This is a genomic window from Prauserella alba (assembly GCF_024171735.1).
Classification (GTDB): domain Bacteria; phylum Actinomycetota; class Actinomycetes; order Mycobacteriales; family Pseudonocardiaceae; genus Prauserella; species Prauserella alba.
Genome location: NZ_JAMTCH010000006.1, coordinates 311,567 through 336,290, shown reverse-complemented (window position 1 = coordinate 336,290; position 24,724 = coordinate 311,567). Strand labels below are relative to the sequence as shown.

Here is a 24,724-nt window from a genome sequence, read left to right as displayed (position 1 = left end):
GGGCAGTCATGAAACTCACCTCTTACTGGTACGACACCGCCCCGCCATCGGGCGACTACCGGCGCACCGAGGTGCCCGAGACGGTCGATGTCGCGATCGTCGGCGGCGGGCTGACCGGCCTGTCCGCCGCGTTGGAGCTGACCCGGCACGGCGCCACCGTCGCTGTCCTCGAGTCCGAGACCATGGGCTGGGGAGCGTCCGGCCGCAACGGCGGGATGGCGACGACCGGGCTGGCCATCGGAATCGGCACCGCGATCGCCCGCTACGGCCGGGAGCGCGCGATCGAAATGCATCTCGAGTACGACCGGGCGATCAACACGATCGAGAGCCTTGTCGACGAGCTGGGCATCGAATGCCACTTCGAGCGGCACGGAAAGCTCGCGCTCGCGGTCACCAGACGCGATCTTGCGGGGCTACGGACCGCGCAGGCGGAGATCAACAGCATCCCGGAGCTTCCCGACGTCACCGTGCTGGATCGCAGCGAGCTCGGCAAGGAGATCGGCTCGCCGTACTACGTCGGCGGCATGGTCGATCCACGCGGTGCGGGGCTCCATGTCGGCAAGTTCGTACACGGACTCGCCGGTGCCGCCGCTCGCAGGGGAGCCGAGCTGTGCGAGGACGCGGCGGTCCAGTCGATCTCGCGACGGGGAGCGCGTCATACGTTGCAGACCACACGTGGCACCGTGGACGCGGGCGAGGTGCTCATTGCCACGAGCGGCTACACCGGCGGCACCACGCCCTGGCTGCGTCGCAGGGTGCTACCCGTCGGCAGCTTCATCGTGGTGACCGAACCGTTGAGCCCCGAACTCGCCGGCAGCCTGCTGCCGAACGGGCGCATGGCCTCCGACAGCAAGATGCTCACGTACTACTTCCGTCTCACCCCGGACAACCGGCTCCTGTTCGGTGGCCGCGCCCGGTTCGCACTGTCCAATCCCGATTCGGATCTCCGCAGTGCGAAGATTCTGCAGCGGGCGATGAGCACGGTGTTCCCGCAACTCGCGAGCGCCCGGATCGACTACACCTGGGGAGGTCTGGTCGACATCACCGTCGATCAGATGGTCCACACCGGTGTCCGGGACGGAATGCACTACTCGTTGGGCTACAGCGGTCACGGCGTGCAGATGGCCGCCCACTCGGGACGGGAGGTGGGCCGTTATCTCGCCGGAAAATCGGATGCGTACCCCTGGAACGACCTCACGTTCCCCGCGGTGCCCGGACACTTCGGACCGCCGTGGTTCCTGCCGTTCGTGGGTGCGGGCGCCCACGTGATCGACGGTTGGAACAAGCTGACCGGAGGCCGCGCACGGTGAGCACCGCAGCTGCGGCGGCAACCGTCGGGGCGCGGACGGTTGCCCTTCCGGGCGGAGCTCTCGTGCAAGGGTGCTGGATGCCTGCGCGGATCCCGGTGATGGATCCCGAGGACGGCGCGGTGGTCGGGTATGCGGCACAGACCACGGTCGACGAGGTGTCCGGGGCGATCGGCCACCTGGCGGACTCGTGGCGCAACGAATGGCCGGCCTGGGAACGGGAACGTGCTCTGGGCCGTGCCGCCGAAACGATCGCGGATCGGTCCGAGCGGTTCACCGCGTTGATCGCCGCCGAGGGAGTCAAGACCGCCGCGGAGGCACGCGATGAGGTCACGCGCTGCGTCGAGACACTGTGGCTCGCGGCATCGGCAAGCGGCGAACTGCTCGGGGAGTCGCTTCCGTTCGATGCGACACCTCGAGGAGCGGGCAAGATCGGCTGGTATGCCCGAGCACCACTCGGTGTGGTCGGCGCGATCACCCCCTACAACGATCCGCTCAACCTGGTGGCGCACAAGGTGGCGCCCGCACTGCTCGCGGGAAACGGCGTGATCCTCAAACCGTCCGAGCACACTCCGTTGACCGCGTTGGCCTTCGCCGAGGTGCTTCTCGAGGTCGGTGTACCCGGGGATCGGATCGCGGTCGTCTGCGGCGGCCCCGACGTGGGCCGGGCGATCGTCTCCGACCCGCGGATCGCGGCGCTCTCGTTCACCGGCGGACCACGCACCGCCGAAGCGATCACCCGCACGGCCGGCGTCAAGAAGTTGTTGATGGAGCTCGGCGGGAACAACCCCACGGTCGTGTGCGAGGACGCCGATCTCGAGCTGGCCGCGGCCGCCGTCGTCGACGGAGCCTTCGGTGCCGCCGGCCAGAATTGTCTGTCCGTGCAACGCGTGTACGTGCATGCACGAGTCCACGATCGGTTCCTCGACGGGGTCATCGCCCGAACGAAACAGCGGAGGGTCGGCAGCAAGCGTGCCACCGACTCCGATATCGGCCCACTCATCGACGAGCAGGCGGCGCGGAAGGTCGAGTGTCTCGTCGATCGCGCCATAGGTCAGGGTGCGCGCGCTCTGACCGGTGCTCGTCGACACGGGGTGTTCTACGAACCGACGGTGCTCGTGGATGTACCAGAGGGATCGGACGTGATGACCGCCGAGGTATTCGGACCGGTGGTCGCCATCGAGCCGTTCACCTCGTACGCCGCGGTCGTCGCCAGTGCGAACACCGTGGGGCAGGCGTTGCACGCGGGCGTGTTCACGGCATCGGTCACGACTGCGAGGACGCTCTCACAGCAACTGCACGCGGGGTGCGTACTCGTCAACGCGACAAGCGATTTCCGTATCGATGCGATGCCGTTCGGCGGGTTCGGCTCGACCGGTATCGGACGCGAGGGCGTGCGGCACGCGGTCCGGGAGCTGTCGGCGCCCAAGAGCGTCGTGCTCGCCGAGTGACCGCGGCACCCGCGGCACCCGCGGTGCGCGTGGGTGCCGGGGGAGTCGTCGAGGAGCTACTGGTCCGCTCGACGACTCACCCGACGCGCACCTCGGTGCCGTCGACGGCGACGACGTCGCCGCGCACGAGCTGCCTGCCCCGGCGGTCCTCGGCCTCGCCATTGACCGTCACGCGGCCGTCCTCCAGCAGTGACCGCACATCGGAACCGATGTCGACCGCGCCGGCGAGCTTCAAGAACTGACCGAGTCGGATGGAGTCGGTACTGACGGCAACGTCTCGCATCCCGTCATCATCTCGTGCACCCCGGATCGGCCCTCACCAGGGTCGGTCCGCACGCCGGGCCAGCTCCCACGTGGCCGGTGGCCGACACGGAGATACGTCGTCGGAGACGGGCCAGGGCAGGCAGTCGGAGTGGCTCGGTCGGAGTATCCGTGGCCCGAGGGATAGCGCTTTCAGCGCGAATCCCGTTAGGCTGGCGGCGTTCTCATGAACATCCCAACGGAGGGAGACACGTCATGGTCGAGTCGGGCGAGTTGAAGGTCTGGACCACTCCGGACTTCGAGGAGTACGCGACCACACCGGAGGTCACGGCGTACTTCGGCCGTATGGAGTGACGAGTGTGTCGGCGTGGCCGATGGGAAAGCGCTTACAGTCACCCGTCGGCCACGCCCCACCGACCCGGAAGGACGGCGGTGCGGCCGATGGAGCCGAATCCACCGATGACCGAGCAGACATTCGTCGCCGAGCTGAAGGGACTCTCGCACCGCTACTGGGGCGCCCATCCGTTCCACCACCGGATGCACGCCGGTGAGCTGACCGAGCGCGAGCTGCGGGTCTGGGCCGCCAATCGCTGGTACTACCAGCGCATGCTGCCGCAGAAGGACGCGGCGATCATCAGCAACTGCCCGCTTCCGGAGGTGCGGAGGCAGTGGCTCGACCGCATCGTCTACCACGACGGCCGCGCAGCGGGCGAAGGCGGAGCCGAGCGCTGGCTGCGGCTGTGCTCGGCCGTCGGCCTCGACCGCGGGGAGGTGCTGGACGAGCGCCACGTCGCACCGGGCGTGCGATTCGCCGTCGACGCGTACGTGAACTTCGCGCGCACGAAGCCGTGGACCGAGGCGGTCGCCTCCGGGCTCACGGAGATGTTCTCCGGGCACCTCATGCGCCGGCGGGTCGGCGACATGCTGGCGCGGTACGAGTGGATCCGCAGCGAGGACCTGGCCTACTTCACGAACCGGATCGACACCGTGAGCGGCGAGGGCGAGGAGACGCTCGCGATCGTCGTGGCCCACTGCGGCACCCGTGAACAGCAGGAGGCGGCCGTGGCGGCACTGTCGTTCAAATGCGACGTGCTGTGGTCGATGCTCACCGCGATCGAGCACGCGGCGGCGAAGGCGTGACGCCCCGGCTGCGCCGCGGCGTGCGGCTGACCTACGACCGCACCAGGCAGACCTACGACCGCACCAGGCAGACCCACGTGGTGCTGTTCCCCGAGGGGGTGCTGGTGCCCAATGCGACCGCAACGGCCGTGCTCGAACTGTGTGACGGCGAGCGGTCGATACCTGACATCGCCGCGGCGCTCGGTGAGCGCTATGCGGGTGTACGCGAGGACGACGTCGGCGACGTGCTCGCCAGACTCGTCGACCGGGAGGTGGTCGAATGGGCGTGACCGAGGGGGTGCAGCCGCCGCTGGGCATGCTGGCCGAGCTGACCCACCGCTGCCCGCTGCACTGTCCGTACTGCTCCAACCCCGTCGAGCTCGTCACGCGCGAGCGGGAACTGGGCACCGATGAGTGGTGTTCGGTGCTCGACCAGGCTCGCGAACTCGGCGTGCTGCAGGTCCACCTCTCCGGAGGTGAACCGCTGGCCAGGCCCGACCTGCCCGAGCTGGTCGCCCGCGCATCCGGTCTCGGCTGCTACGTCAACCTCGTGACCAGCGGGCTCGGGCTCACCGAGGCCCGCCTTGCCGACCTCGTGGACCGGGGGCTGGCGCACGTCCAGCTGTCGGTGCAGGGCGCCGACGCCGAGCGGGCGAACCTGCTCGCGGGCACGAAGGCCCACGACCACAAGCTCACCGCCGCGGCGCTGGTGAAACGGTTCGAGCTGCCGCTGAGCGTCAACGTCGTCCTGCACCGGGCCAACCACGACCAGTTGGAAGGCATGATAGCGCTCGCCGAGCGCATGGGCGCCGACCGGCTGGAGCTGGCCAACACCCAGTTCTACGGCTGGGCACTGCGCAACCGCGACGTGCTCCTGCCGACCCGTGAGCAGCTCGCGGCGGCGGAGCCGGTGGTACGAGCCGCGATCGAACGGCTCCGAGGTTCGATGCAGATCGTCTACGTACTCTCCGACTACTACGAGCAGTACCCCAAGCCGTGCATGTCCGGCTGGGGCTCCCAGCAGCTGACCGTGGCCCCGGACGGCACCGTGCTGCCCTGCCCCGCGGCCACGACGATCACGACGTTGCCGCTGGAGAACGTGCGGGAGCGGCCGCTGGCGGAGATCTGGTACGAGTCGGAGTCGTTCAACGCCTATCGCGGTGAGGACTGGATGCGCGAACCGTGCCGAACGTGCGAGCGGCGCACCGTCGACTTCGGTGGCTGCCGCTGCCAGGCGTTCCAGCTCACCGGCGACGCCGCGGCGGCCGACCCGGTGTGCACGCGCTCGCCCGACCGCGGGCTGGTGGATGCATTGCTGGAGGCGCCGCACGGCCCCGGCGAGTTCGTGATGCGGGGCATGCGGTGAGGGCCGTCCTGCTCGGCACGGCCGCGGGCGGCGGGCTGCCGCAGTGGAACTGTGCGTGCGCGAACTGCGAGGCCGTCCGCGACGGGAGCGCACCGCCGCGGACGCAGGACTGCGTCGCGGTGAGTGCGGACGGCCGCGCCTGGTACCTGCTGAACGCCTCGCAGGACATCCACACGCAGTTGGCGTCCCACTCGGCCCTCCGGCCGGGGCCGGGCCCGCGGGAGACACCACTGCAGGGCGTCCTGCTCACCGACGGCGAACTCGACCACACGCTGGGACTGTTCTCGCTCAAGGAGGCTGCCGGGCTCCGCGTGTGGGCTCCCGACGCGATAGCGGCGACCGTGCCGGCGCGGGAGATCGCGGCGCGCTACCACGATTGGGAGTGGCCCCGGCTGGAGGCGAAGTTCGAGCTGGACGGACTGTCTGTCACGGTGCTGCCGGTGAGCGACAAGCGTCCGAAGTACGCCGTGGAATCGACCCTCGACGGTCCGTGGGTCGTGGCGTACCGGATCGAGGACCGGGCTACCGGCGGCTCGCTCGTGTACGCGCCGTGCGTGGCGCAATGGCCCGCCGGATTCGACGAGTTCTGCGCGGGGGCCGGCTGCGTGGTGCTGGACGGCTCGTTCTTCGCGCCGGACGAGATGACGGGCGCGACGGCCGGGGGAATCGGTTCCCACGCCCAGCTCGCGATGGGACACGTGCCGATGGCGGGCGAGTACGGCAGCCTCGCGCGCATCCGGCGTTCGCGGGCGACTCGCTGGCTGTACACGCACGTCAACAACACGAACCCGGTGCTGAACCCGGCGTCGCCGGAGTACGCGGCCCTGCTCGGCGCAGGCGCCGAACTCCCGCCGGACGCCACGGAACTGTTCCTCTGACGGCGAAGCGCCGCGGCGTACGGGCGGCACCGACATCACGAGCGCGGTTCCGTCGCAGCGTTGCCGCCTCGTCCCCGGGTCGGTCGCCGGTCACACCGGCTGCCGGTCCGTTCTCTATCGATCGATGCAATCAGTTGATAGAGTCGCTCGGGTGGTCCACGCAGCCGTAGTGAACGGCCGCCGTCGGCCGGCCACCGAGCAGCGACTGGTCGCCGCGGCCGAGCGCCTGTTCGCCGAGCACGGTGTCGGAGCGGTGTCCCTGCGTGCCGTCATGCAGGCGGCCGAGACGAACGTGGCCGCGATCCACTACCACTTCGGGTCGAAGGAGGGGTTGCTCGAGGCGGTCCTGCGCAGCCGCCTCGACCAGGTGAGCGCTGAACGGCAGGCGGTCCTCGAGGGGCTGCCCGACGGTGAGGTCAGCGCCCGCGAGCTGGCCCAGGCCGTGGTGCGGCCGGTGGCAGCCGTCCGTGCCTCCGGCGGGGCGCCCTGGATCCGGTTGGTCGGTCGGTTGCTGGCGACCCGCGATCCCGGATTGAACACCATCTCCGAGACGTTCTTCGAACGCAACGCCGTCTTCGTGGAACTGCTGGCACGCCTCGATCGGGATGCTTCCCGGCGAACGCTCGATTTCCGCCTCGCCCAGGCCATGAACGTGACGCTGAACGTGCTGGGCGACGTCGAGCAGACCCGGGGGTTGCAGGGGCTCGATGCGGGCACCTGGACCGTCGACGAGGTCGTCGCCGACCTCATCGATGTCACGACATCCATCCTCGCCGGCCCCGGGTCCTAGCGCGATCCGGGGCCGGCGACTGTCGCAATAGGACGAAAGGAGTGGCGGGTGGGGACCAAACAGCGCGCCGAGATCGAGATGACGGCCGAGGAAGTCGCCGAGTACGTGTCGACCCGACGTACGGCCACATTGGTCTCGTTGGGGCCGACGGGTCACCCGCATGCGGTCGCGATGTGGTTCGCCGTCATCGACGGTGTGCTCTGGTTCGAGACCAAGGGCAAGGCGCAGAAGGCGGTCAACATCCGCCGCGATCCACGGATCACCGTCGTGATGGAGGACGGTCTGACCTACGACGCCCTGCGGGGTGTCTCGCTGGAGGGGCGTGCCGAGATCGTCGACGATCCGGAGGCGCTGTGGGCCGTCGGCGTCAATGTGTGGGAGCGCTATCACGGGCCGTACACCGATGAACTCCAGCCGTGGGTGGAAAGCATGCTCCACAAGCGGGTGGCGGTTCGCGTCGACGTCGAACGCGTCCGCTCGTGGGACCACCGAAAACTCGGCCTGGATCCGATGCCGCTGGCCGGCTCGACGGCTGTCCATCACGCGTAGTCGTCGCCCGCCGACAGCCCGGGCGCGGCGTCGGCGGGCGAACACGCTGTCCCGGAGCTCGCCGTGGCGGGGTCGGCAGCGGCCGCGCCGGCGCGGTCATGCGAGCCGCGCCGGCGCGGACGTCACCCGGCTTGTCGCCGCTTCCCACTGCGGAGTTGGCGGGGTCGAAACCCCACGGCCGTGGCGCGTCAGACCGTATTCGGTTCCTTCACCGCCGGCGCGGACTCCGGGTCGTGGCGGCGCAGTCCGATCAGGACGATCGCGCAGATCGCGACCACCGCCGCGGCACCGACGTACAGCTGGGTCGCCGAGGCGCCCGCGTCCTTGAGCATTCCGGCGACGGTGGGGGACAGGATCGCGCCGATCCGGCCCATGCCGAGCGCCCAGCCCATGCCGACGCTGCGGAGGTGGGCCGGATACAGCGGTGGCCCGACCGTGTAGGCACCGGCGATGCAGCCGTTGATCAGCGCACCGACGACCACGCCGATTCCGAATCCGAGCCACAGGACCGAGGTACTCACGATGAACACGATCATCATCGCCGCGGCGAGCACCGAGAACCCGATCAGCACGACTCGCGGCGTGCGAATCCGGGCGGCGACGCCGTAGAGCACAGAGCCGATGGTGCCGCCGATCGAGATCGCCATCCCGGCCGTGACCGCGGCGCCTTCCGAAAGCCCCTTCTCGACGAGCAGGGTGGGAGTCCAGCTGTTGACGAAGTAGAAGCCGAACATGATCGTGATGAAGGTGGCCCAGAGCAGGAGCGTGGGGGTGAGCAACTGCTTGAGCCACCCCGAGTTGGTCCGCCCGGTCGTGTCCCGCGCGGAGGCGGCCCCGTCGAGCTCGGCCCAGCTGACGGCATCCATCCTCATCCGTGCCAGTGTCCGGTTGATGCGTTCCAGGGCGCCCTGCGGGCGACGCTGCTCGAGATGGGCGACGGATTCGGGCAGCAGCAGCGCGATGACGACGAGAGCGAGCAGGGTGGCGAAACCGCCTGCGTAGAAGACGATCCGCCAGTCACCGCCGACCGCGGCCTTCGCGACGACGCTCGCCACGGTGGCGCCGACGCCGTACCCGGCGGTGAAGACACCGATGGCGAGTCCGCGATTCTTCGCATTCGAGAACTCGCTGGCGATCACGTTGGAGCTGGCCAGAATGCCGCCCACGCCGATGCCGGTGACGAGCCGGAACACGGCCATCACCGGCATCGACGGGGCCATGGCGGCGCCGAACATGCCGATCGTGCCGAGTGCGAGGCTCAACAGGATGAGGGGACGACGGCCGATCAGGTCGGCGAAGGGCGCGAGCAGCATGGAACCCAGCGCCATTCCGATCAGCCCGACCGAGACCAGCAGGCCGAACTCGGAACCGCTCAGGCCGAATTCCTCGGTGACGGAGGGGCCCGTGAAGGCGACAGCCATGACGTCGAAGCCGTCGAGGCAGTTCATGAAGGTGCAGAGCGCGACGATCAGCCATTGGTAGCCGGACATCGGCGCCGCGCCGATGCGTTCAGTGATGTTCATACTGGTGTCCAGGGGTGAGGGGACCGGTGAGCCGGTTCAGGGGAGGTGGAGGGTCACGGTGGCGCGGTCGGCAGAGCTGCCGGTCACCGCGCGGGAGACGCAGAGGCACAGCGCGGAGGAGCGTTCCTTCTGAGTTTCGCTGAGGAAGACGTCGCGGTGGTCGATGGTGCCGTCCACCTCGACGACCTTGGCCAGACAGAGCCCGCATTCGCCCTTGCGGCAGTCCGAGAGCGTGTCGTACCCGGCCGCGTTCAGTGCGTCCAGGATCGATGTGTCGGGCGCGATCACGACCTCGCGGTCGAACTGGGGAAGTCGCACGCGGAACTCTTCGGCGCCGTATCGGCCGCTGGAACCGAAGGTCTCGAACCGCAGGTTGGTTTCCGGCAGGGCGTGCTCGGTCCAGCTCGCTCTGATCGCGTCCATCAGCCCCATCGGGCCGCACATGTACAGCTCGGTGGCGGCCGCGTTCGGCGCCGCAGCGATGTCTCCGACCAGGTCGGGTACCGACAGCGGCGTGCCCTCGTCGTCGACGTGAACGCGGACCCGGTCGCCGTGCTCGGCGCAGAGCTCGTCGAGATAGGCCATGACCCGGCGGCTGCGGCCGACGAGCACGAGCTCGTAGTCGGCGCCGCGGCGGCGCAGCGCGGTGGCCATGGCGACCAGTGCCGTGACGCCGATGCCGCCGGCCACCAGGACGTAACGACCGGCGCCGACCGCGAGCGGGAAGCTCTGCACGGGGCCGGTGACGGTGAGTTCGTCACCGACGCGCAGCGCGTGCATCGCCTTCGAACCACCACGAGAGGTGGGGGAGAGCTGCACGCTGAGGGTGAGCCTGCGGCCGTCGCTTTCGGACCGGACCACGGAGTAGGAACGGGTCTGCGGTCCGCCGTCGGCCGGCAGCTCGACGTCGACGTGCGTGCCGGGGGCCGCATGCTCGGGGTGGGCGACCTCCAGCACGATCCGGCGGACGCCGTCGGCGACGTCGTCGGCCTCGGCGATGCGAGCCTGCTGCCTGCGGGACTGGGACTGGACCGCCATCAGGTCTCCTTCCCCGCGGCGGGTGCCGCCGATGGCCGGCCCTCGGCGGCCAGCATGCGCTCGAGGATCTGACGTACCCACATCCCGCCTGCGTCGATGTTGAGGCTGTAGAACTCGTGCCCTGGGTTGGCGTCGATCGCACGCTGCTGGGCGCGCAGCATGTCCTCGTCCTCGCCGAAGACACCGTGCACACCTTGGCGCAGCTGGGTGGTGATGGTCTGGCTGTCCAGGCAGTAGTTGCGCATGAACGCCCAGAAGTAGTGGCAGGAGCGGTCGCTCTCGGGGGTGATCGTGTTCATGACGTAGCCGTTGACGCCCTGGCTGCGGTCGCCCTCGGGTGCGCCGGTGCCGGCCTTGGCGACGCCCACGTCGATGCAGATCGTGGCAGGCGCCTGAAACCTGATGATCTGCCAGCGGTCGACCTTGCCCTCGAAACCGGGGAACTTGTCGCGCATGTTCTTCAGCCAGAACGGCGGGGCATCGATGTCGCGCATCCAGCGGGTGACCGTGACCGTGTCGCCTTCGTGCGTGACGTCGAACTCGGCCCCGGAGAGCTCGTCCTGGCCGATGCTCGAGGAGTGCACGAACTCCTCGTGGGTGAGGTCCATCAGGTTGTCGAGGACGAGCTGATAGTTGCAGTCGGCGTGAATCGTCTCGCCGTCGCCTGCCCACGACGGGTCGTCCATCTGGTGCATGTCGGGCACGGTCGTCGGATCGGCCAGGTCGGGATCGCCCACCCATACCCAGACGTACCGGTAGCGCTCGACGACGGGGTACGAGGGCACCACCGCGCTCGGATTGAGGGTCTCCTGCGCGGGCATCGCGGTGCAACGACCGGTCGAGTTGTAGCGCAGACCGTGGTAAGGGCACTGCAGCTCGTTGCCGAGGATCTTGCCCTGTGACAGCGGTGCCAGCCGGTGCCAGCAGGCGTCGGCGAGGGCGACGGCACGCCCGTCACTGCCCCGCCACAGCGCCAGTGGAACGCCGGCGACGGTGCGTGCCAGTGGCTGCTTGCCGGTGACCTCGTGGTCCCACGCCGCGACGTACCAGGCGTTGCGGGGGTGGTTGAAGATCTTCGCTGCGGCCGTGGTGGGTGCCGCGGCCGTCGTCGGCGGAGAAGGGGTGAGCGTCATTGGCCAACTCCCTATGGAGAGAGGTATGTCTTACGAGGACCACAAACTATCTATCGATATAGTGAGTTGGCAAGAGTGGATAGCGTGACCGACTCGGAGAGGAGGGGAACTTGTCGCTGCGATGGGCGCTGATCGCGCTGCTGACCGGTCGTCCGATGACCGGTTACGACATCTCGAAGAGCTTCAGCCGGTCGGTGGCGCACGTCTGGCACGCTCCGGACTCGCAGATCTATCCGGAGCTCAACCGGATGGAGCGAGACGGACTGCTCACCTCGGTCGAGGTTCCGTGGGGGAAGAAGGGGACGAAGAAGGAGTACCACGTCACCGACGAGGGGCGCGTCGAGTTCCGGGAATGGATGGAATCGCCGCTGGCACCGCAGCGGCAGCGAGACCCCGCTTACCTGAAGGCCGCGTACTTCGAGTTCGCCGACCCGGCAGCCGTGCGTGAACAACTGCGGCAGCAACAGGCGTACTGGGAAGAGCACCTGACGATGCTCGAACGCACCCGGGAGAGTCTCGTCGACCGCACCCACCCCACGCTGGCTGCGAGAATCGAGAAGTTGGACGAGCGGGAGGCCGAGCTCGCGGTCCGATGCAAGATCTACGCCTACGACGGGCTGATCGCTCGCGCCCGCACCGAGCTGGCGTGGATCGAGGACGGCTTCACGCTGGTCGACGAGCTGCACGGCTACTGAACGTGAAGCCGTGGCAGGACTGCTTGCCGCCCGTCAGAAAGCTTGTAGAAGGGAGTTTCTCAGCGGTCTTCTCGCTTACCCGGACCGGATGTTGTACACGGTCGGGGAAATCAGGGTTTCGTGGGGGAGTAGACCGCTGAGGCTCCGCTGATTACCCGCATCATGCGAGAACGGTTCAAAGATCTCAGGCGCCGGGGACGGATCCGGGCGGCAGGAAGTCGACATCGTGCAGGGCGGATAGGCGCACGACCTCGTCGAGGTCTTCGAGGTTGTGAAGCTGCTCGAACAACGCAGGAAGTTTTCCTGTTGGACTCACCCAGAACAGCGATTTGCCGGATTGGTCACCCTTGACGTAGTACGCGTGCGGAAGCCCCATTGGCATGCGGACCGTGTCGCCAGGACCCGCGGTGGTCCACTCGCCGTCGAGGTAGAGCGTGTACACGCCCTCCATGACGTAGATGTGCTCGTCCTGCTTGGGGTGGAGATGCGGTGGAACGCCGGTGTCACCGGGATCCAGTGAGAGCCACGCGAAGCTGGTGCTGCTCTCGACTTTGGCCACATATCGGTGACCGAGGATGTTCCAGCTCTTGTTTCCCACGGCTTCACCGGCGGCCGTGATTCCCTTGGGTAGGTCACCCACGACGATCTCGGATTCTTGCATCTCGTGTCCTCTCGTCATCAGTTGATGATATTGACGCTCGTCAGCATGACAGTCAGGTGTTGTCTCCCGGCCTTGCCGAACCCGCTGCGATGGGCTCCCTTCACGGTGTCGCGCAGGTATGTGCCCCTGAACGCGCGCAGTGGGTGGGACCCCTGGGCACCGCCGGGTACGGGGCCGGGCGGCCCGCGGTTGACGGGCGGCACGGCACCGGCGATCTTGGGGGTCACCGTACGGCCCCGCGCGGCTGTGCGCAGGTGAACGGTTCGCTCGCCCGCGCTCGTGGGCGATGTGCTCGGGAGGTCGGGTCATGTCCCCGCGTTACGGCGATTACCAGCTGGAGATCTATCTGAACGGGATGCGAGGTGTGCAACCCCGGTTCCCTGCCGACGCGGCGACGATGGAGCAGCGCGCGGCCGAGGCGCTGCCGCCGTGGGTGCTGTCGTACGTGAGATCGGGCGCCGGGGACGAGGGCACGCAGCGTGCCAACGTCGAGGCGTTCGCCAAGTGGGGGCTCGTTCCGCGGATGATGGAGGGTGCCTACGAGCGGGACCTGTCGACGAGCTTGTTCGGCATCGAGCTGGAGCACCCGCTGTTTCTGTGTCCGATCGGCGTGCTGGGGATCTGCTCGCAGGACTTCCACGGCGACCTGGCCACCGCCCGTGCCGCCGCGCGCACGGGCGTTCCGATGGTCGTGTCGACCTTGTCGCAGGATCCGATGGAGGACATCGCGGCCGAACTCGGTGACACACCGGGATTCTTCCAGCTGTATCCACCGAACGACCGGGAGCTGGCGCTCAGCCTGATTCGGCGGGCCGAACGCGCGGGCTTCTCGGCCCTGGTGATCACGCTGGACACCTGGGTCACCGGCTGGCGCCCCCGCGACCTGAACACGGCGAACTTCCCGCAACTGCGGGGATACTGCCTGGCCAACTACGTGACCGACGAACACTTCCGCGCCCGGCTCGGTGGCGACCCCGAGGCAGATCCGCTGGCCACGGCGGCGTTGTGGGCCAGCGTCTTCGGCTACGCGACGGCCTGGTCCGACCTCCAATGGATTCGCGAGGCCACGTCGCTGCCGATCGTGCTCAAGGGCATCAGCCATCCCGACGATGTGCGCAAGGCCAAGGATCTCGGCGTGGACGGCGTCTACTGCTCCAACCACGGTGGCAGGCAGGCCAACGGCGGACTACCCGCGCTGCAGACCCTGCCGAAGGTGGTCGAAGCCGCCGACGGCGAGATCCCGGTGCTGTTCGACTCGGGCGTGCGCAGCGGCTCGGACATGGTGAAGGCGTTGGCGATGGGGGCGACGGCGGTCGGCACGGGACGGCCGTACGTGCACGCCCTCGCGGTCGGGGGAGAGGACGGAGTGGTGCACCATCTCCGCTCCTTCCTGGCCGAGGCCGACCTGCTGATGGCCGTCGACGGCTACCCGACCCTGGACCGGCTCCGCGCGGCGGGTGTGGAACGTGTGCACTGACGGCACGGGCTCACAGCCGGAATCCTGGCGAACCACATCCCGTCCTGGCGGCTCAGGCCCCGGACGCGCAACCGGCGCCGGCCGATGCCCGCGGGCGGTCGCCGAGGCCGACGGCGACGTGGCCGGCTCGACCGCGCTCCTCCTCCCCGCCGAGCCATGAGTCCGCTGCAGCGCAGGATCGCGATCGCGGCGGTGCAGGTGCTCGGGCTGGCGGTCTGGTTCTCCATGTCGGCGGTGGTGCCGACACTCCGGGTCGAGTGGGGTATCTCGGCCGCGGCGGCGGTGTGGCTGACGGCGTCGGTGCAGATCGGATTCGTCGTGGGTGCGGTCGGGTCGGCCGCGCTGAACCTCGCCGACCGGGTGCGGCCGCATCTGCTTCTCGCGGGGAGTGCGGCGTCGGCGGCGGTCTGCACGGTGGTGTTGGCACTGTTGGCCGGTGGCATGGCGACTGCGCTCCCGTTGCGGTTCCTGACCGGGGTGTTCCTGGCCGGTGTCTACCCGGTGGGCATGAAGCTGATGGTGTCCTGGTCGGGACAGTCCGGCAGGGGCGTGTCGATGGGCATGCTGATCGCCGCGCTCACCGTCGGTTCGTCGGTGCCGCACCTGATCGCGGGATTCGGCTCGTTGCCGTGGCGATCGGTGCTGCTGGCCGCGGCGGCGCTCGGCGGTCTCGGCGCGCTCGTCGCGATCACCGTCGTGCGGCCGGGACCGCATCTCGGAGCGGGGAGCCCGCTGCCGAATCCGCGCTACGCCCTCACCATGTTCACCGAACGCAGGCCGCGGCTGGCCAACCTCGGCTACTTCGGCCACATGTGGGAGCTGTACGCGCTGTGGACCTGGATCCCGACGTTCCTGCTGGCACGCGACGCACCCGATGCGCCACAGGTGGTCGAGCTGGTGGTGTTCGCGACGATGGGTCTCGCGGGTGCGGCGGGTTGTTTTCTCGGCGGCTGGGTATCCGACCGGTTCGGCCGCTCTCCCGCCGCGGTGTCGGCACTGGCCGTGAGTGGTGCGTGCTGCCTGTTCTCGCCCCTGGCGCTCGATGCGCCGCCGGTGGTGCTGGTGGTGTTCTGCGCGGTGTGGGGTGCTGCCGTCATCGCGGATTCGGGGGTGTTCTCGGTGTCGTTGAGCGAGACGGCCGACTCCCGCTACGTCGGGACGGCGCTGACCGCCCAGACGGCGATCGGCTTCGCGCTGACCGTGGTCAGTATCCAGGTGGTGCCGCTGGCAGCAGCCGTGGTCGGCTGGCAGTTCGCGTTCCTCGCGTTGGTTCCCGGGCCGGTGATCGGTGCGCTGGCCATGCGTTCCTTCGGTTCCCGAGCTCGCCCCACAACCCTATCCACAAAGGAGTGACATGTCCGCTGTGTGGCCGAACGGCAAGCCGGAGGTGGGTTCCAGTGCGGAGCTGTCCCGGCAGGTGGGTTCGAGCGACATCATCCTGTTCACCGAGCTGAGCGGCGATCGCAACCCGCTGCACTACGACGAGGCCGCCGCCGAATCGTCGCGGTTCGGCGAGATCGTCGTGCAGGGCGGGATCACCAGCGCCGTGCTGAACGCGGTGGTAGCGGAGAAACTGCCCGGTCCGGGGACGGTCTTCCTGAGCGTGTCGTGGAACTTCACGGCCCCGGTGCGGCCGGGCGACACGATCACCGGACGCGTCGAGGTCACCGAGGTCAGGGACGACAAGCCGATCACGAAGCTCATCACGCAGGTAACCCGCGACGACGGAACCACGGCACTGGAAGGAACCGCCGTGTGCTGGACGATGGCGATGCCGGAGTGGCGAGGCGGCGACGACGCCTGACCGGCGAGCGGTCCAGCTCTCGGCCGCGTGCGCTCACTCCAGCTGGGCGAGCCACCGCTGCCGCCAGCGCTCGGTGCTGGCGAGATCGTTGAAGGTGAACACGTGGAGCCCGGCGAGCTCGTTGTCGCTGCGGCCGATCCGGTCGGCGAGTCCGCTGATCAGCTTGTCGGGGCGGTAACCGTTGGGCAGGAAGAACCGCCAGAACATGGCGGACTGCTTGGCCAGGAAACGTGCGGACTGGCCGAGCCCGAGGCCTGCCGACACGCGGATCAGCTTCTGCCGGTTGATCGAGCCCGGCACGCCCACGCGGATCGGCGTGCGGATGCCTTCGGAGCGCAGCCGGCGAGCCCAGTCGATCGTGGTGTCGGGGTTGAAGCACAGCTGGGTGATGATCTCGTGCGCGTGGCCGGCCTTGGCACGTAGCGCTTCGTCGATCACCGCATCGGGCAGCTTGCCGTGCCCCTCGGGATAGCCCGCGATGCCCACGCTGCGGAAGGAGCGCCCGGCTTCGGCGAGGGCCACCAGCAGGCTCTCCGCATCGGCGAACTCCCCGGCGGGTTCGGCGGCGTCGCCACCGACCGCGAAGATCCGCTCGATCCCGGATTCCTGCAGTCGTACGGCGATGTCCTCGAGCTCCGCGTGGCAGCGGATCAGCCGGGCCGACAGGTGCGGGGCCACCTGGTAGCCGTTCTTGCTCAGCCGGACGGCGAGCTCCACGGTCGCCTCGATGCCCTTGGCCTCGGTGGCGGTGACCGTCAGTGGCACCTCCGGTGGGACGTGGCCGAGCACCTTGTCCTCGGTGCTGGGGAAAGGCAGCACCTCGTAGGAGGCGTTGCGCAGCGCTCCGGCCAGCGCGGCCCGGTGGCGTACGGACGGGTGAGACGACATCGGGGGCTCCTCTTCGGGTGGTGGAACGTGTGCAGAAACCTCGTGCACCTCGCCGTCGGGGGAGGGCGCGCCCGCGACGGGGGGATACTCCAGCCGGACCGCCATCAGAACGTCACGACCGACCGCAGCACGTCACCGCGGTGGATCCTCTCGAACGCCGCCTCGACCCCGTCCAACTTGATCTTGTCGGTCACGAACTTCTCCAACGGCAGCCGACCCTGCAGGTAGAGCTCGGTGAGCATCGGGAAGTCCCGTTCCGGCAAACAGTCGCCGTACCAACTGGACTTCAGCGTGCCGCCGCGGGCGAACACGTCCAGCAACGGCAGGTCCAGCTGCAGCTGCGGGTCCGGAACGCCGACCAGCACGACGGTCCCGGCCAGATCCCGGGCGTAGAATGCCTGCTCGTACGTCTCGGGCGTCCCGACCGCGTCGATCACCACGTCCGCGCCGACGCCGCCGGTGAGCTCGCGGATCGCCTCGACGGTGTCGGCCTCGGAGGCGTTGACGGTGTGCGTGGCGCCGAACTGGCACGCCCAGTCGAGCTTCTTGGGTGCGGTGTCCACCGCGATGATCCGCCTCGCCCCGGCCATCGCCGCCCCGGCCACGGCGCCGTCACCGACGCCGCCGCAGCCGATGATCGCCACGGAATCGCCCGGCCCGACCCGACCGGTGTTCACCGCGGCGCCGATGCCTGCCATCACGCCGCACCCCAGCAGCCCGGCCACCGCCGGGCGCGCTGTCGGACCGACCTTGGTGCACTGCGCGGAGTGCACCAAGGTCTTCTCGGCGAACCCGCCGATGCCCAGGGCCGGCGACAGCGGGGTGCCGTCGGCCAGGGTCATCGGTTGCTCGGCGTTGTGGGTGTCGAAGCAGTACTGCGGGCGACCGCGCCTGCAAGCCCGGCAGCTGCCGCACACCGCGCGCCAATTGAGCACGACGAAATCGCCCGGCGCGACGTTGCGCACGCCGTCGCCGACGGCCGCCACCGTGCCGGCCACCTCGTGGCCGAGCAGGAACGGGAACTCGTCGGCGACGCCGCCCTCCCGGTAGTGCAGATCCGTGTGGCAGACTCCGCAGAGCTGTACGTCCACGACGGCCTCACCCGGACCGGGGTCCGGCACGTGGATCGTGGTGACCTCCACGGGTTTTCCCTCACCCATGGCCACGACTGCGCGCACTTCGGTCACTGGTTGCTCCATTCGCCGTCGCTCGGGCTCGCCGTCGTGCCCGGTTTCAGACCCGGTACTCGGCGGCCGCGTCCGCCAGCCAGTCGGCGAGGTAACGCGCGAAGGACGAGCGCACGAAGATCCAGAAGCTCGGTTGCTCGACGTCCCGGCACAGCAGCACCACCCCGGTGCGCGCCAGCAGGGTCTGCGCGCACTGGTCGGAGGCGAAGCTGCGCCGGTGCAGGTCGAGCGCGCAGCCCTTGGCCAGCAGCTCGCGGGACTTCGGCCCGGTGACCTCAACGATCGTGCGGTGGCCCGAGACGTCGACCACCGAGCCGTGCTCCTCACCGAGAGCCTCGGTGAGCGTGGCCTGGAGCTGCTCCGCGCCGCCCTCGGGGCCGATCAGCAGCCACTCGTCCGGACCCATCCACAGGATCTGCAGCCGTTCCGTGCGGGCGACCTGTCCCGGCTGGTTGGGCAGCATGGTGCCCACGGCCGTGCCGATGCGTTCGGCCGCCGGGCTCTTCGGGTCGACCCGCAGCGTGACCTGGGCGGTGAAGGCCACTTCGGACAGGTGCAGCACACCGGGCACCGAGGAGCCTGCCAACGTCTCGGCGCGGGTGACCAGCGGGGATTCGCCGTGGAGCTCAGCCATCGCGACGGTTTCCTTCCTTGTCGTAGAAGACCGGTTCGGTGATCTCGACGGGCACGAGCTCGTCACCGACGTGGCCGTAGATGGTCTGCCCGATGCGGTCGCGGCCGCTCTTCACCAGGGCCAGCGCGAAGGGGCGGTCGAGGGCGGCACTGCGGTAGCTGGAGGTGATGTGCCCGAGCATGGGAACCGGGGGTGCGGGCAGCTCGGTGGAGTCCACCAGCTGGGTTCCTTCCGGCACGACAGCGGACCCGGCCGGTGGTAGCAGCCCGACGAGGTGCTTGCGGTCCGAACGGGCCGTGTCCTCCCGGCTGAACGAGCGCATGCCGAGGAAGTCGTCCTTCTTCTTCGACACCGCCCAGCCCATCCCGAGGTCGTGCGGGGTGACCGTGCCGTCGGTGTCCTGTCCGACGATGGGGAAGCCCTTCTCGGCGCGCAGCACGTGCATGGTCTCGGTGCCGTAGGGCGTGATTCCGAATTCGGAACCCGCGCGGTGCAGGGCTTCCCACACCTGTCGGCCGTGCCACCAGGGGACGTTGATCTCGAAGGCGAGTTCGCCGGAGAAGCTGATCCGGCACACCCGGGCGCCGCTGCCCGCAACGGTGCCGTCGGTCCACGACATGAACGGGAACGCGTCGTTGGTCAGGTCGATGTCGGAGGTCACCCGGGCCAGCACCTCGCGAGAACGGGGGCCGGCGAGGGCGATGGTGGCCCACTGCTCGGTGACCGAGGTGAGGTGCACCCGCAGGTGGGGCCACTCGGTCTGCAACCAGTCCTCGAGCCATTCGAGCACGCCGGCCGCACCGCCGGAGGTGGTGGAGACGAGATAGCGGTGCTCGCCGGTGCGCATCACGGTGCCGTCGTCGAAGACCATGCCGTCGGCGTGGCACATGACCCCGTAGCGGATCCGCCCGACCCTGAGCGTGCTCATCTTGTTGGTGTAGACGAGGTCGAGGAACTCGGCCGCGTCCGGGCCCTGCACGTCGATCTTGCCGAGTGTGGAGACGTCCTGCATGCCCACCCCGGTGCGCACGGCGTGGCACTCGCGCAGCACTGCGGACTCCATGTCCTCGCCGGGCTGCGGGTAGTACCACGGCCGCTTCCACTGGCCGACGTTCTCGAACGGGCAGTCCTGCTCGAGGTGCCAATCGTGCATCGCCGTGACCCGGATGGGGTCGTAGAGGTCCCCGCGGTCCCGTCCGGCGAGCGCGGCGAAGGCCACCGGGGCGTAGGGCGGGCGGAACGTGGTGGCGCCGACCTCGGCGACCTCGACGCCGAGGAGTTCGGCGATCACGCCCGAGGACAGCAGGCCGGAGGTCTTGCCCTGGTCGTGGGCGGTGCCGATGGTGGTGAACCGCTTGATGTGCTCCACCGACGACATGCCGGCCCCGACGGCCTTGCGTACGTCGGCGACCGTCGCATCCCGCGCCAGATCCACGAACTGCTCGTCGTCGGAGTCCGCGGACAGGCCAGGCAGCAGCCAGATCGGCTGCGGCGGTGTGACAGGACCGGAGGGGGAGCCGGGCACCTCGGCAACGTCCGCGTGGAACCCGGCCTCACGAGCCGCGTCGCTGCCCGCTTCCGACCCGGCGCGCAGGCACTCCGCCGTGGTGAAGGTTCCGGCGGCAGCGCCCACCGTCCGCACCCCACGGGGAGTGCGGTCCGGGACGAGTGCCCCGAGCTCCTCGGAGTAACGCACGGTGCCGCGTGCCTGGCTGTGCAGGTGCACCGCCGGGTTCCAGCCTCCGGAGACCAGCAGCAGGTCACAGTCCAGTTCGGCCGGAGCCGCGTCGCCGGAGGGCAGGGAGGAGACCTGTGCGCCGCTGACGCGGTCCGCGCCGGAGGTGCCGGTGACCGCACAGTTGGTGAGGATCCGGATACCCCGTTCCACGCAGCGGGCGGTCCACACGGTGGTGGCCACCGGACGCACGTCGACCACGGCCGCGATCTCCACCCCGGCGTCGTGCAGGTCGACGGCCGCGGCGTAGGCGCTGTCGTTGGTGGTGAACACGACGGCGCGGCGGCCGGGCAGCACGCCGTAGCGGTGCAGGTAGGTACGGGCGGACGAGGCGAGCATGGTGCCGGGCCGGTCGTTGCCCGGGAAGACCAGCGGCCGTTCGTGCGAGCCGGTGGCCAGCACGATCTCGCGCGCACGGATGTGCCAGGCGCGCTGCCGGGTGAAGGCGTCCTCGCCGCGGTGCTCGACGGCCACGAGGTAGTTGTCGTCGTAGCACCCGAAGACGGTGGTCCGGGGCAGGACCGTGACGTCCGGCGAGGCCTGCAGCTCGCTGGTGACGCGGTCGATCCAGCGCCAGGCGGGCGCCTGGTCCAGCTCGTCGCGGGTGCCGAGCAGGCTGCCGCCGAACTCGGTGTCGGCGTCGGCGACGATCACCCTGGCTCCGCTGCGGGCCGCGCTCCGGGCAGCGGCCAGCCCTGCCGGGCCGGCGCCGACGACCAGCACGTCGCAGTGCGCGTTGATCGCGTCGTAGCGGGCCGGGTCGGGCTCGGTGGCCAACCGTCCCTGCCCTGGCAGCCCGGAGGCGACCAGGCCGTCGCGCAGCTCGACCGTGGTCGCGGTGAGCATCGGCTCCGGGAAGGGCTCTTCGATCTGCACCAGCGCGTTGGGTTCTTCCGGGCCGGCGGCGGCGATTCCGCGCGGGCGCCCGTAGCGGATGCTGGTGCCGACCTGGTGCACGCCGTTGGCCAGCAGCGCCGAGGCGAGCGTGTCGCCGGCGCATCCTTCGTAGTCGTGGCCGTCGAACCGGAACCGGACCGGGCGGTCGCGGTCGATCCGGCCCCCGTCGGCAAGCCTGTACTCGCCAGTCACCTCGTCACCGCCTCGTGGGAGTCGTCGTGGAAGATCTCGTTGGTGGTCGTGTCACGGCGGACGGTGAACCAGCGGCGGCAGCCCGCCTGGTGGTTCCACCGCTCGGTGAAGATGCCCTTGGTGTTGGCACGGAAGAACAGGAACCGCGCCCAGTCCACATCGGACACCGCTTGCGGGTCGGCGGGGTAGGACACGTCGGCCTGTCCGCCGTAGTGGAACTCGGTCTCGTTGCGCGGCCCGCACCACGGGCACGGAATCAGCATCATGGCGGCTCTCCTAGTGGGCCACGCCGGCGGCACCGTGCTCGTCGACCAGGGCGCCGGTGGTGAAGCGGTCGAGGTTGAAGGGTGCGTTGAGCTGGTGGGGTTCGTCGTGGGCGATGGTGTGGGCATAGCACCAGCCGACCCCGGGCGTGGCCTTGAATCCGCCGGTTCCCCAGCCGCAGTTGACGTAGAGATTCTCGAACGGGGTCAGCCCCATGATCGCCGAGGCGTCCGGGGTGACGTCCACGACGCCCGCCCAGGTGCGCAGCACGTGCGCGCGGGCGAACATCGGGAACAGCTCCACCGCGGCGGTCAGTTCCCGTTCAATGGTGTGGAACGACCCGCGCTGGCCGTAGGAGTTGTAGGAATCGATGCCCGCGCCGAGTACCAGTTCGCCCTTGTGCGCCTGGGAGACGTAGACGTGCACCGCGTTGGACATGACCACGGTGGGATGAACCGGTTCGAGGAGCTCGGAGACCAGCGCCTGCAGCGGGTGGCTCTGAATGGGCAGCGCGAGGCCGAGCTCGTCGGCCAGCACCGAGGTGGAGCCTGCGGCGGCGAGGGCGACCTTGCCCGCGGCGATGTCACCGCGGGTGGTGCGCACGCCGGTGATCCGGTCGCCGATCCGGTCGAAACCGGTGACCTGGCAGTTCTGGACGAGGTCCACGCCCATCCGGTCCAGGGCGCGGGCGAAGCCCCAGGCGACGTGGTCGTGCTTGGCGATGCCGGCCCGCGGCTGCCAGGTGGCGCCCAGCACCGGGTAGCGCAGGTCCTCCGATGTGTTCAGGATCGGGCAGATCTCGGCGACCTGGTCGGCGTCGAGCCACTCGGCGTCGATGCCGTTGAGGCGGTTGGCCCCGACCCGCCGCTTGCTGTCCCGCACTTCCTGCAGCGAGTGGGCGAGGTTGAGCACCCCGCGCTGGGAGAACAGCAGCGGGTAGTCGAGCTCGTCCTCCAGGCCTTCCCAGAGCTTCATGGCGTGCTCGTAGAGGCCAGCGCTCTCGTCCCAGAGGTAGTTCGAGCGGATGATCGTGGTGTTGCGGGCCATGTTCCCGCCGGCCAGCCATCCGCTCTCCAGCACCGCCATGTTGGTGATGCCGTGGTTGACCGCCAGGTAGTAGGCGGTGGCCAGGCCGTGGCCACCACCACCCACGATCACCACGTCGTAGGAGGACTTCGGCTCAGGCGAGTTCCAGAGCCAGTCCGGGTGGTCCGGCAGATCGGCACCGGGCGTACGCGGCATCAGAACCCTCCGATCAGGTTCGGGTAGAGGGGGTGCTTGCTGGCGAGCGCTTCGACGCGAGCGCGGAGGTCGGCGCTGGTGGCCTCGTCGAAGCCGGGTTGGAGCGCTTCGGTGATGATGTCGGCGATCTCGGTGAACTCCCCTGAGCCGAAGCCGCGGGTGGCCAACGCCGGGGTTCCGATGCGCAGCCCGCTGGTGACCATGGGTGGGCGGGGGTCGTTGGGTACCGCGTTGCGGTTGACGGTGATGCCGATCTCGTGGAGGCGGTCCTCGGCCTGCTGGCCGTCGAGTGCGGAGTCGCGCAGGTCGACCAGCACGAGGTGCACGTCGGTGCCGCCGGAGACCAGTCGCACACCAGCTTCGCGGGCGTCGTCGGCCTGAAGGCGTTCGGCCAGGATCCGGGCGCCTTCGAGGGTGCGGCGCTGACGGTCGGCGAATCCTTCGCCGGCGGCGACCTTGAAGGCCACTGCCTTGCCCGCGATGACGTGTTCGAGGGGACCGCCCTGTTGGCCGGGAAAGACCGCGGAATTGAGCTTCTTGGTGAACTCCGTGTCGTTGGACAGGATGACGCCGCCGCGCGGGCCGCCGAGGGTCTTGTGGGTGGTGGTGGTGACGACGTGGGCGTGCGGCAGCGGGTTGGGGTGGAGTCCGGCGGCCACGAGACCGGCGAAGTGGGCCATGTCGACCATGAGGTAGGCACCGACCTCGTCGGCGATGGCGCGGAAGCGGACGAAGTCGAGCTGGCGAGGGTAGGCCGACCAACCCGCGATGATCAGCTGCGGCTTGTGCTCGCGGGCCAGTCGGGCGAGCTCGTCCATGTCGACGCGATGGGTGTCGTCGCTGACCGTGTAGGGCACGACGTTGTAGAGCTTGCCGGAGAAGTTGATCCGCATGCCGTGCGTGAGGTGCCCGCCGTGGGCCAGGTCCAGCCCCATGATGGTGTCGCCGGGGTTGAGCAGGGCGAACATGGCTGCGGCGTTGGCCTGGGCGCCGGAGTGGGGCTGGACGTTGGCGTAGTCGGCGCCGAAGAGGTCCTTGACGCGGTCGATGGCCAGCTGTTCGACGACGTCGACGTGCTCGCAGCCGCCGTAGTAGCGCTTGCCGGGGTAGCCCTCGGCGTACTTGTTGGTCAGTACCGAGCCCTGGGCTTGCAGTACCGCCTGCGGAGCGAAGTTCTCCGAGGCGATCATCTCCAGCGTGTTCTGCTGGCGGCCCAGTTCGGCGCCGACCGCCGTCGCCACCTCCGGGTCCACCGTCGAGAGCGGGTGGTCGAACAGGTCATCGGTGGACGAATTCATGGGACTCCTTCCGCGCTGGCACGCAGCAGGGGGATCGAGGGTTCGCAGGCCGGACGCTGAGATCACCTGAAAGCCAACTGACATATCAGATGAATGTCAAGGTAGCACCGTGCGCCGCGTGGTCAAGGGCCTCAGCGGTTCGGTCTGAAGCCGGGGTGCCCGGAGGGCGGCACCGGAACGGCCGGACCGGACTTCTCGTCGCGAGGCGGCGCAGAAGTCGATCTACCAGGAATTTTCAGCTACGTGTTGACCGCATCACAGCCGTCGTCCTACCGTGTTGTGCAGTTGATATATCAGTCCTCGGTCAGAGGGGTGGACGTTCGCCCTTCCGGAGC

At 69.2% G+C, this 24,724-nt stretch carries 25 protein-coding genes; 13 read left to right on the top strand and 12 right to left on the bottom strand.

What is annotated here, in order from left to right; genetic code table 11:
- Window positions 1-8 precede the first annotated feature (8 nt).
- Window positions 9-1,310 (top strand): NAD(P)/FAD-dependent oxidoreductase, encoded by a 1,302-nt coding sequence (locus tag LY12_RS21520; protein WP_253859217.1) that lies wholly within the window; start codon window positions 9-11, stop codon window positions 1,308-1,310.
- Between the two features lie 77 nt (window positions 1,311-1,387).
- Window positions 1,388-2,758 (top strand): aldehyde dehydrogenase family protein, encoded by a 1,371-nt coding sequence (locus tag LY12_RS21515; protein ID WP_253859216.1) that lies wholly within the window; start codon window positions 1,388-1,390, stop codon window positions 2,756-2,758.
- A gap of 76 nt (window positions 2,759-2,834) precedes the next feature.
- On the opposite strand, the gene LY12_RS21510 is transcribed toward LY12_RS21515, so the two are convergent.
- Window positions 2,835-3,041 carry an RNA-binding S4 domain-containing protein gene (locus LY12_RS21510; RefSeq protein WP_253859215.1) on the bottom strand — a complete coding sequence of 69 codons (207 nt, stop codon included), beginning with the start codon at window positions 3,039-3,041 and terminating at the stop codon, window positions 2,835-2,837.
- A 233-nt stretch (window positions 3,042-3,274) separates the two neighbouring features.
- On the opposite strand from LY12_RS21510, the gene LY12_RS21505 reads away from it, so the two are divergent.
- The 7 genes from LY12_RS21505 to LY12_RS21475 all read left to right on the top strand — a co-directional run bounded on the left by LY12_RS21505 (window position 3,275) and on the right by LY12_RS21475 (window position 7,721).
- Complete coding sequence (locus tag LY12_RS21505) at window positions 3,275-3,373, top strand: pyrroloquinoline quinone precursor peptide PqqA (RefSeq protein WP_253859214.1); 99 nt, start codon at window positions 3,275-3,277, stop codon at window positions 3,371-3,373.
- A gap of 105 nt (window positions 3,374-3,478) precedes the next feature.
- Window positions 3,479-4,159: a pyrroloquinoline-quinone synthase PqqC gene (gene pqqC, locus LY12_RS21500; protein WP_253859213.1), complete on the top strand. Its 681-nt coding sequence runs from the start codon at window positions 3,479-3,481 to the stop codon at window positions 4,157-4,159.
- Window positions 4,102-4,428, top strand: coding sequence for a pyrroloquinoline quinone biosynthesis peptide chaperone PqqD (gene pqqD / locus LY12_RS21495; protein WP_372493592.1), 327 nt, complete (start codon window positions 4,102-4,104; stop codon window positions 4,426-4,428). Before pqqC ends, pqqD begins: the two co-directional genes overlap by 58 nt.
- Window positions 4,419-5,504 (top strand): pyrroloquinoline quinone biosynthesis protein PqqE, encoded by a 1,086-nt coding sequence (gene pqqE, locus LY12_RS21490; protein ID WP_253859211.1) that lies wholly within the window; start codon window positions 4,419-4,421, stop codon window positions 5,502-5,504. Before pqqD ends, pqqE begins: the two co-directional genes overlap by 10 nt.
- A complete protein-coding gene (gene pqqB, locus LY12_RS21485) occupies window positions 5,501-6,382 on the top strand; it encodes a pyrroloquinoline quinone biosynthesis protein PqqB (protein ID WP_253859210.1) in 882 nt (293 codons plus the stop codon). Before pqqE ends, pqqB begins: the two co-directional genes overlap by 4 nt.
- A gap of 151 nt (window positions 6,383-6,533) precedes the next feature.
- Window positions 6,534-7,172: a TetR/AcrR family transcriptional regulator gene (locus LY12_RS21480; RefSeq protein ID WP_253859209.1), complete on the top strand. Its 639-nt coding sequence runs from the start codon at window positions 6,534-6,536 to the stop codon at window positions 7,170-7,172.
- A 48-nt stretch (window positions 7,173-7,220) separates the two neighbouring features.
- On the top strand, window positions 7,221-7,721 hold the full coding sequence (locus LY12_RS21475; RefSeq protein WP_253859208.1) for a pyridoxamine 5'-phosphate oxidase family protein: 501 nt from the start codon (window positions 7,221-7,223) through the stop codon (window positions 7,719-7,721).
- Between the two features lie 188 nt (window positions 7,722-7,909).
- Here the strand turns inward: LY12_RS21475 and LY12_RS21470 are convergent, their stop codons facing one another.
- Genes LY12_RS21470 through LY12_RS21460 form a run of 3 tightly spaced genes read right to left on the bottom strand, consistent with a single transcriptional unit; the run spans window position 7,910 to window position 11,415 of the window.
- Window positions 7,910-9,244 (bottom strand): MFS transporter, encoded by a 1,335-nt coding sequence (locus LY12_RS21470; protein ID WP_253859207.1) that lies wholly within the window; start codon window positions 9,242-9,244, stop codon window positions 7,910-7,912.
- Window positions 9,245-9,280: 36 nt separating this feature from the next.
- Complete coding sequence (locus LY12_RS21465; RefSeq protein ID WP_253859206.1) at window positions 9,281-10,282, bottom strand: PDR/VanB family oxidoreductase; 1,002 nt, start codon at window positions 10,280-10,282, stop codon at window positions 9,281-9,283.
- On the bottom strand, window positions 10,282-11,415 hold the full coding sequence (locus tag LY12_RS21460) for an aromatic ring-hydroxylating dioxygenase subunit alpha (RefSeq protein WP_253859205.1): 1,134 nt from the start codon (window positions 11,413-11,415) through the stop codon (window positions 10,282-10,284). Before LY12_RS21460 ends, LY12_RS21465 begins: the two co-directional genes overlap by 1 nt.
- Before the next feature lie 110 nt (window positions 11,416-11,525).
- Between LY12_RS21460 and LY12_RS21455 the strand changes: the two genes are divergently transcribed.
- Window positions 11,526-12,110: a PadR family transcriptional regulator gene (locus tag LY12_RS21455; protein ID WP_253859204.1), complete on the top strand. Its 585-nt coding sequence runs from the start codon at window positions 11,526-11,528 to the stop codon at window positions 12,108-12,110.
- A gap of 184 nt (window positions 12,111-12,294) precedes the next feature.
- On the opposite strand, the gene LY12_RS21450 is transcribed toward LY12_RS21455, so the two are convergent.
- Window positions 12,295-12,789 carry a cupin domain-containing protein gene (locus LY12_RS21450; RefSeq protein ID WP_253859203.1) on the bottom strand — a complete coding sequence of 165 codons (495 nt, stop codon included), beginning with the start codon at window positions 12,787-12,789 and terminating at the stop codon, window positions 12,295-12,297.
- A gap of 289 nt (window positions 12,790-13,078) precedes the next feature.
- Between LY12_RS21450 and LY12_RS21445 the strand changes: the two genes are divergently transcribed.
- The 3 genes from LY12_RS21445 (at window position 13,079) to LY12_RS21435 (ending at window position 16,052) form a co-directional block, all read left to right on the top strand.
- Entirely contained in the window at window positions 13,079-14,248 is a 1,170-nt protein-coding gene (locus LY12_RS21445; protein WP_253859202.1) for an alpha-hydroxy-acid oxidizing protein, read from the top strand.
- A gap of 156 nt (window positions 14,249-14,404) precedes the next feature.
- On the top strand, window positions 14,405-15,601 hold the full coding sequence (locus LY12_RS21440; protein WP_253859201.1) for an MFS transporter: 1,197 nt from the start codon (window positions 14,405-14,407) through the stop codon (window positions 15,599-15,601).
- Window position 15,602: 1 nt separating this feature from the next.
- Window positions 15,603-16,052, top strand: coding sequence for a MaoC family dehydratase (locus tag LY12_RS21435; RefSeq protein ID WP_253859200.1), 450 nt, complete (start codon window positions 15,603-15,605; stop codon window positions 16,050-16,052).
- Between the two features lie 33 nt (window positions 16,053-16,085).
- Here the strand turns inward: LY12_RS21435 and LY12_RS21430 are convergent, their stop codons facing one another.
- The 7 genes from LY12_RS21430 to glyA all read right to left on the bottom strand — a co-directional run bounded on the left by LY12_RS21430 (window position 16,086) and on the right by glyA (window position 24,389).
- Entirely contained in the window at window positions 16,086-16,940 is an 855-nt protein-coding gene (locus LY12_RS21430; protein ID WP_253859199.1) for a methylenetetrahydrofolate reductase, read from the bottom strand.
- A 104-nt stretch (window positions 16,941-17,044) separates the two neighbouring features.
- Window positions 17,045-18,127, bottom strand: a complete 1,083-nt coding sequence (locus tag LY12_RS21425; RefSeq protein ID WP_372493591.1) for an S-(hydroxymethyl)mycothiol dehydrogenase — start codon at window positions 18,125-18,127, stop codon at window positions 17,045-17,047.
- Between the two features lie 46 nt (window positions 18,128-18,173).
- Window positions 18,174-18,761, bottom strand: a complete 588-nt coding sequence (locus tag LY12_RS21420; protein ID WP_253859197.1) for a sarcosine oxidase subunit gamma — start codon at window positions 18,759-18,761, stop codon at window positions 18,174-18,176.
- Window positions 18,754-21,585: a 2Fe-2S iron-sulfur cluster-binding protein gene (locus tag LY12_RS21415; RefSeq protein ID WP_253859196.1), complete on the bottom strand. Its 2,832-nt coding sequence runs from the start codon at window positions 21,583-21,585 to the stop codon at window positions 18,754-18,756. Before LY12_RS21415 ends, LY12_RS21420 begins: the two co-directional genes overlap by 8 nt.
- Window positions 21,582-21,851, bottom strand: a complete 270-nt coding sequence (locus LY12_RS21410; RefSeq protein ID WP_253859195.1) for a sarcosine oxidase subunit delta — start codon at window positions 21,849-21,851, stop codon at window positions 21,582-21,584. Before LY12_RS21410 ends, LY12_RS21415 begins: the two co-directional genes overlap by 4 nt.
- Before the next feature lie 10 nt (window positions 21,852-21,861).
- On the bottom strand, window positions 21,862-23,091 hold the full coding sequence (locus LY12_RS21405; RefSeq protein ID WP_253859194.1) for a sarcosine oxidase subunit beta family protein: 1,230 nt from the start codon (window positions 23,089-23,091) through the stop codon (window positions 21,862-21,864).
- Window positions 23,091-24,389: a serine hydroxymethyltransferase gene (gene glyA, locus LY12_RS21400; protein WP_253859193.1), complete on the bottom strand. Its 1,299-nt coding sequence runs from the start codon at window positions 24,387-24,389 to the stop codon at window positions 23,091-23,093. The genes LY12_RS21405 and glyA overlap by 1 nt, the downstream gene beginning before the upstream one ends.
- Window positions 24,390-24,724 lie beyond the last annotated feature (335 nt).

Excerpts from the sequence above, each read along its gene's own strand:
- LY12_RS21520 (WP_253859217.1), top strand. The coding sequence starts at position 9 with ATGAAACTCACCTCTTACTGGTACGACACCGCCCCGCCATCGGGCGAC.
- LY12_RS21515 (WP_253859216.1), top strand. The coding sequence starts at position 1,388 with ATGCCTGCGCGGATCCCGGTGATGGATCCCGAGGACGGCGCGGTGGTC.
- LY12_RS21510 (WP_253859215.1), bottom strand. The coding sequence starts at position 3,041 with ATGCGAGACGTTGCCGTCAGTACCGACTCCATCCGACTCGGTCAGTTC.
- LY12_RS21505 (WP_253859214.1), top strand. The coding sequence starts at position 3,275 with ATGGTCGAGTCGGGCGAGTTGAAGGTCTGGACCACTCCGGACTTCGAG.
- pqqC (WP_253859213.1), top strand. The coding sequence starts at position 3,479 with ATGACCGAGCAGACATTCGTCGCCGAGCTGAAGGGACTCTCGCACCGC.
- pqqD (WP_372493592.1), top strand. The coding sequence starts at position 4,102 with ATGCGACGTGCTGTGGTCGATGCTCACCGCGATCGAGCACGCGGCGGC.
- pqqE (WP_253859211.1), top strand. The coding sequence starts at position 4,419 with ATGGGCGTGACCGAGGGGGTGCAGCCGCCGCTGGGCATGCTGGCCGAG.
- LY12_RS21470 (WP_253859207.1), bottom strand. The coding sequence starts at position 9,244 with ATGAACATCACTGAACGCATCGGCGCGGCGCCGATGTCCGGCTACCAA.
- LY12_RS21465 (WP_253859206.1), bottom strand. The coding sequence starts at position 10,282 with ATGGCGGTCCAGTCCCAGTCCCGCAGGCAGCAGGCTCGCATCGCCGAG.
- LY12_RS21460 (WP_253859205.1), bottom strand. The coding sequence starts at position 11,415 with ATGACGCTCACCCCTTCTCCGCCGACGACGGCCGCGGCACCCACCACG.
- LY12_RS21450 (WP_253859203.1), bottom strand. The coding sequence starts at position 12,789 with ATGACGAGAGGACACGAGATGCAAGAATCCGAGATCGTCGTGGGTGAC.
- LY12_RS21445 (WP_253859202.1), top strand. The coding sequence starts at position 13,079 with ATGTCCCCGCGTTACGGCGATTACCAGCTGGAGATCTATCTGAACGGG.
- LY12_RS21440 (WP_253859201.1), top strand. The coding sequence starts at position 14,405 with ATGAGTCCGCTGCAGCGCAGGATCGCGATCGCGGCGGTGCAGGTGCTC.
- LY12_RS21435 (WP_253859200.1), top strand. The coding sequence starts at position 15,603 with ATGTCCGCTGTGTGGCCGAACGGCAAGCCGGAGGTGGGTTCCAGTGCG.
- LY12_RS21430 (WP_253859199.1), bottom strand. The coding sequence starts at position 16,940 with ATGTCGTCTCACCCGTCCGTACGCCACCGGGCCGCGCTGGCCGGAGCG.
- LY12_RS21420 (WP_253859197.1), bottom strand. The coding sequence starts at position 18,761 with ATGGCTGAGCTCCACGGCGAATCCCCGCTGGTCACCCGCGCCGAGACG.
- LY12_RS21410 (WP_253859195.1), bottom strand. The coding sequence starts at position 21,851 with ATGATGCTGATTCCGTGCCCGTGGTGCGGGCCGCGCAACGAGACCGAG.
- LY12_RS21405 (WP_253859194.1), bottom strand. The coding sequence starts at position 23,091 with ATGCCGCGTACGCCCGGTGCCGATCTGCCGGACCACCCGGACTGGCTC.
- glyA (WP_253859193.1), bottom strand. The coding sequence starts at position 24,389 with ATGAATTCGTCCACCGATGACCTGTTCGACCACCCGCTCTCGACGGTG.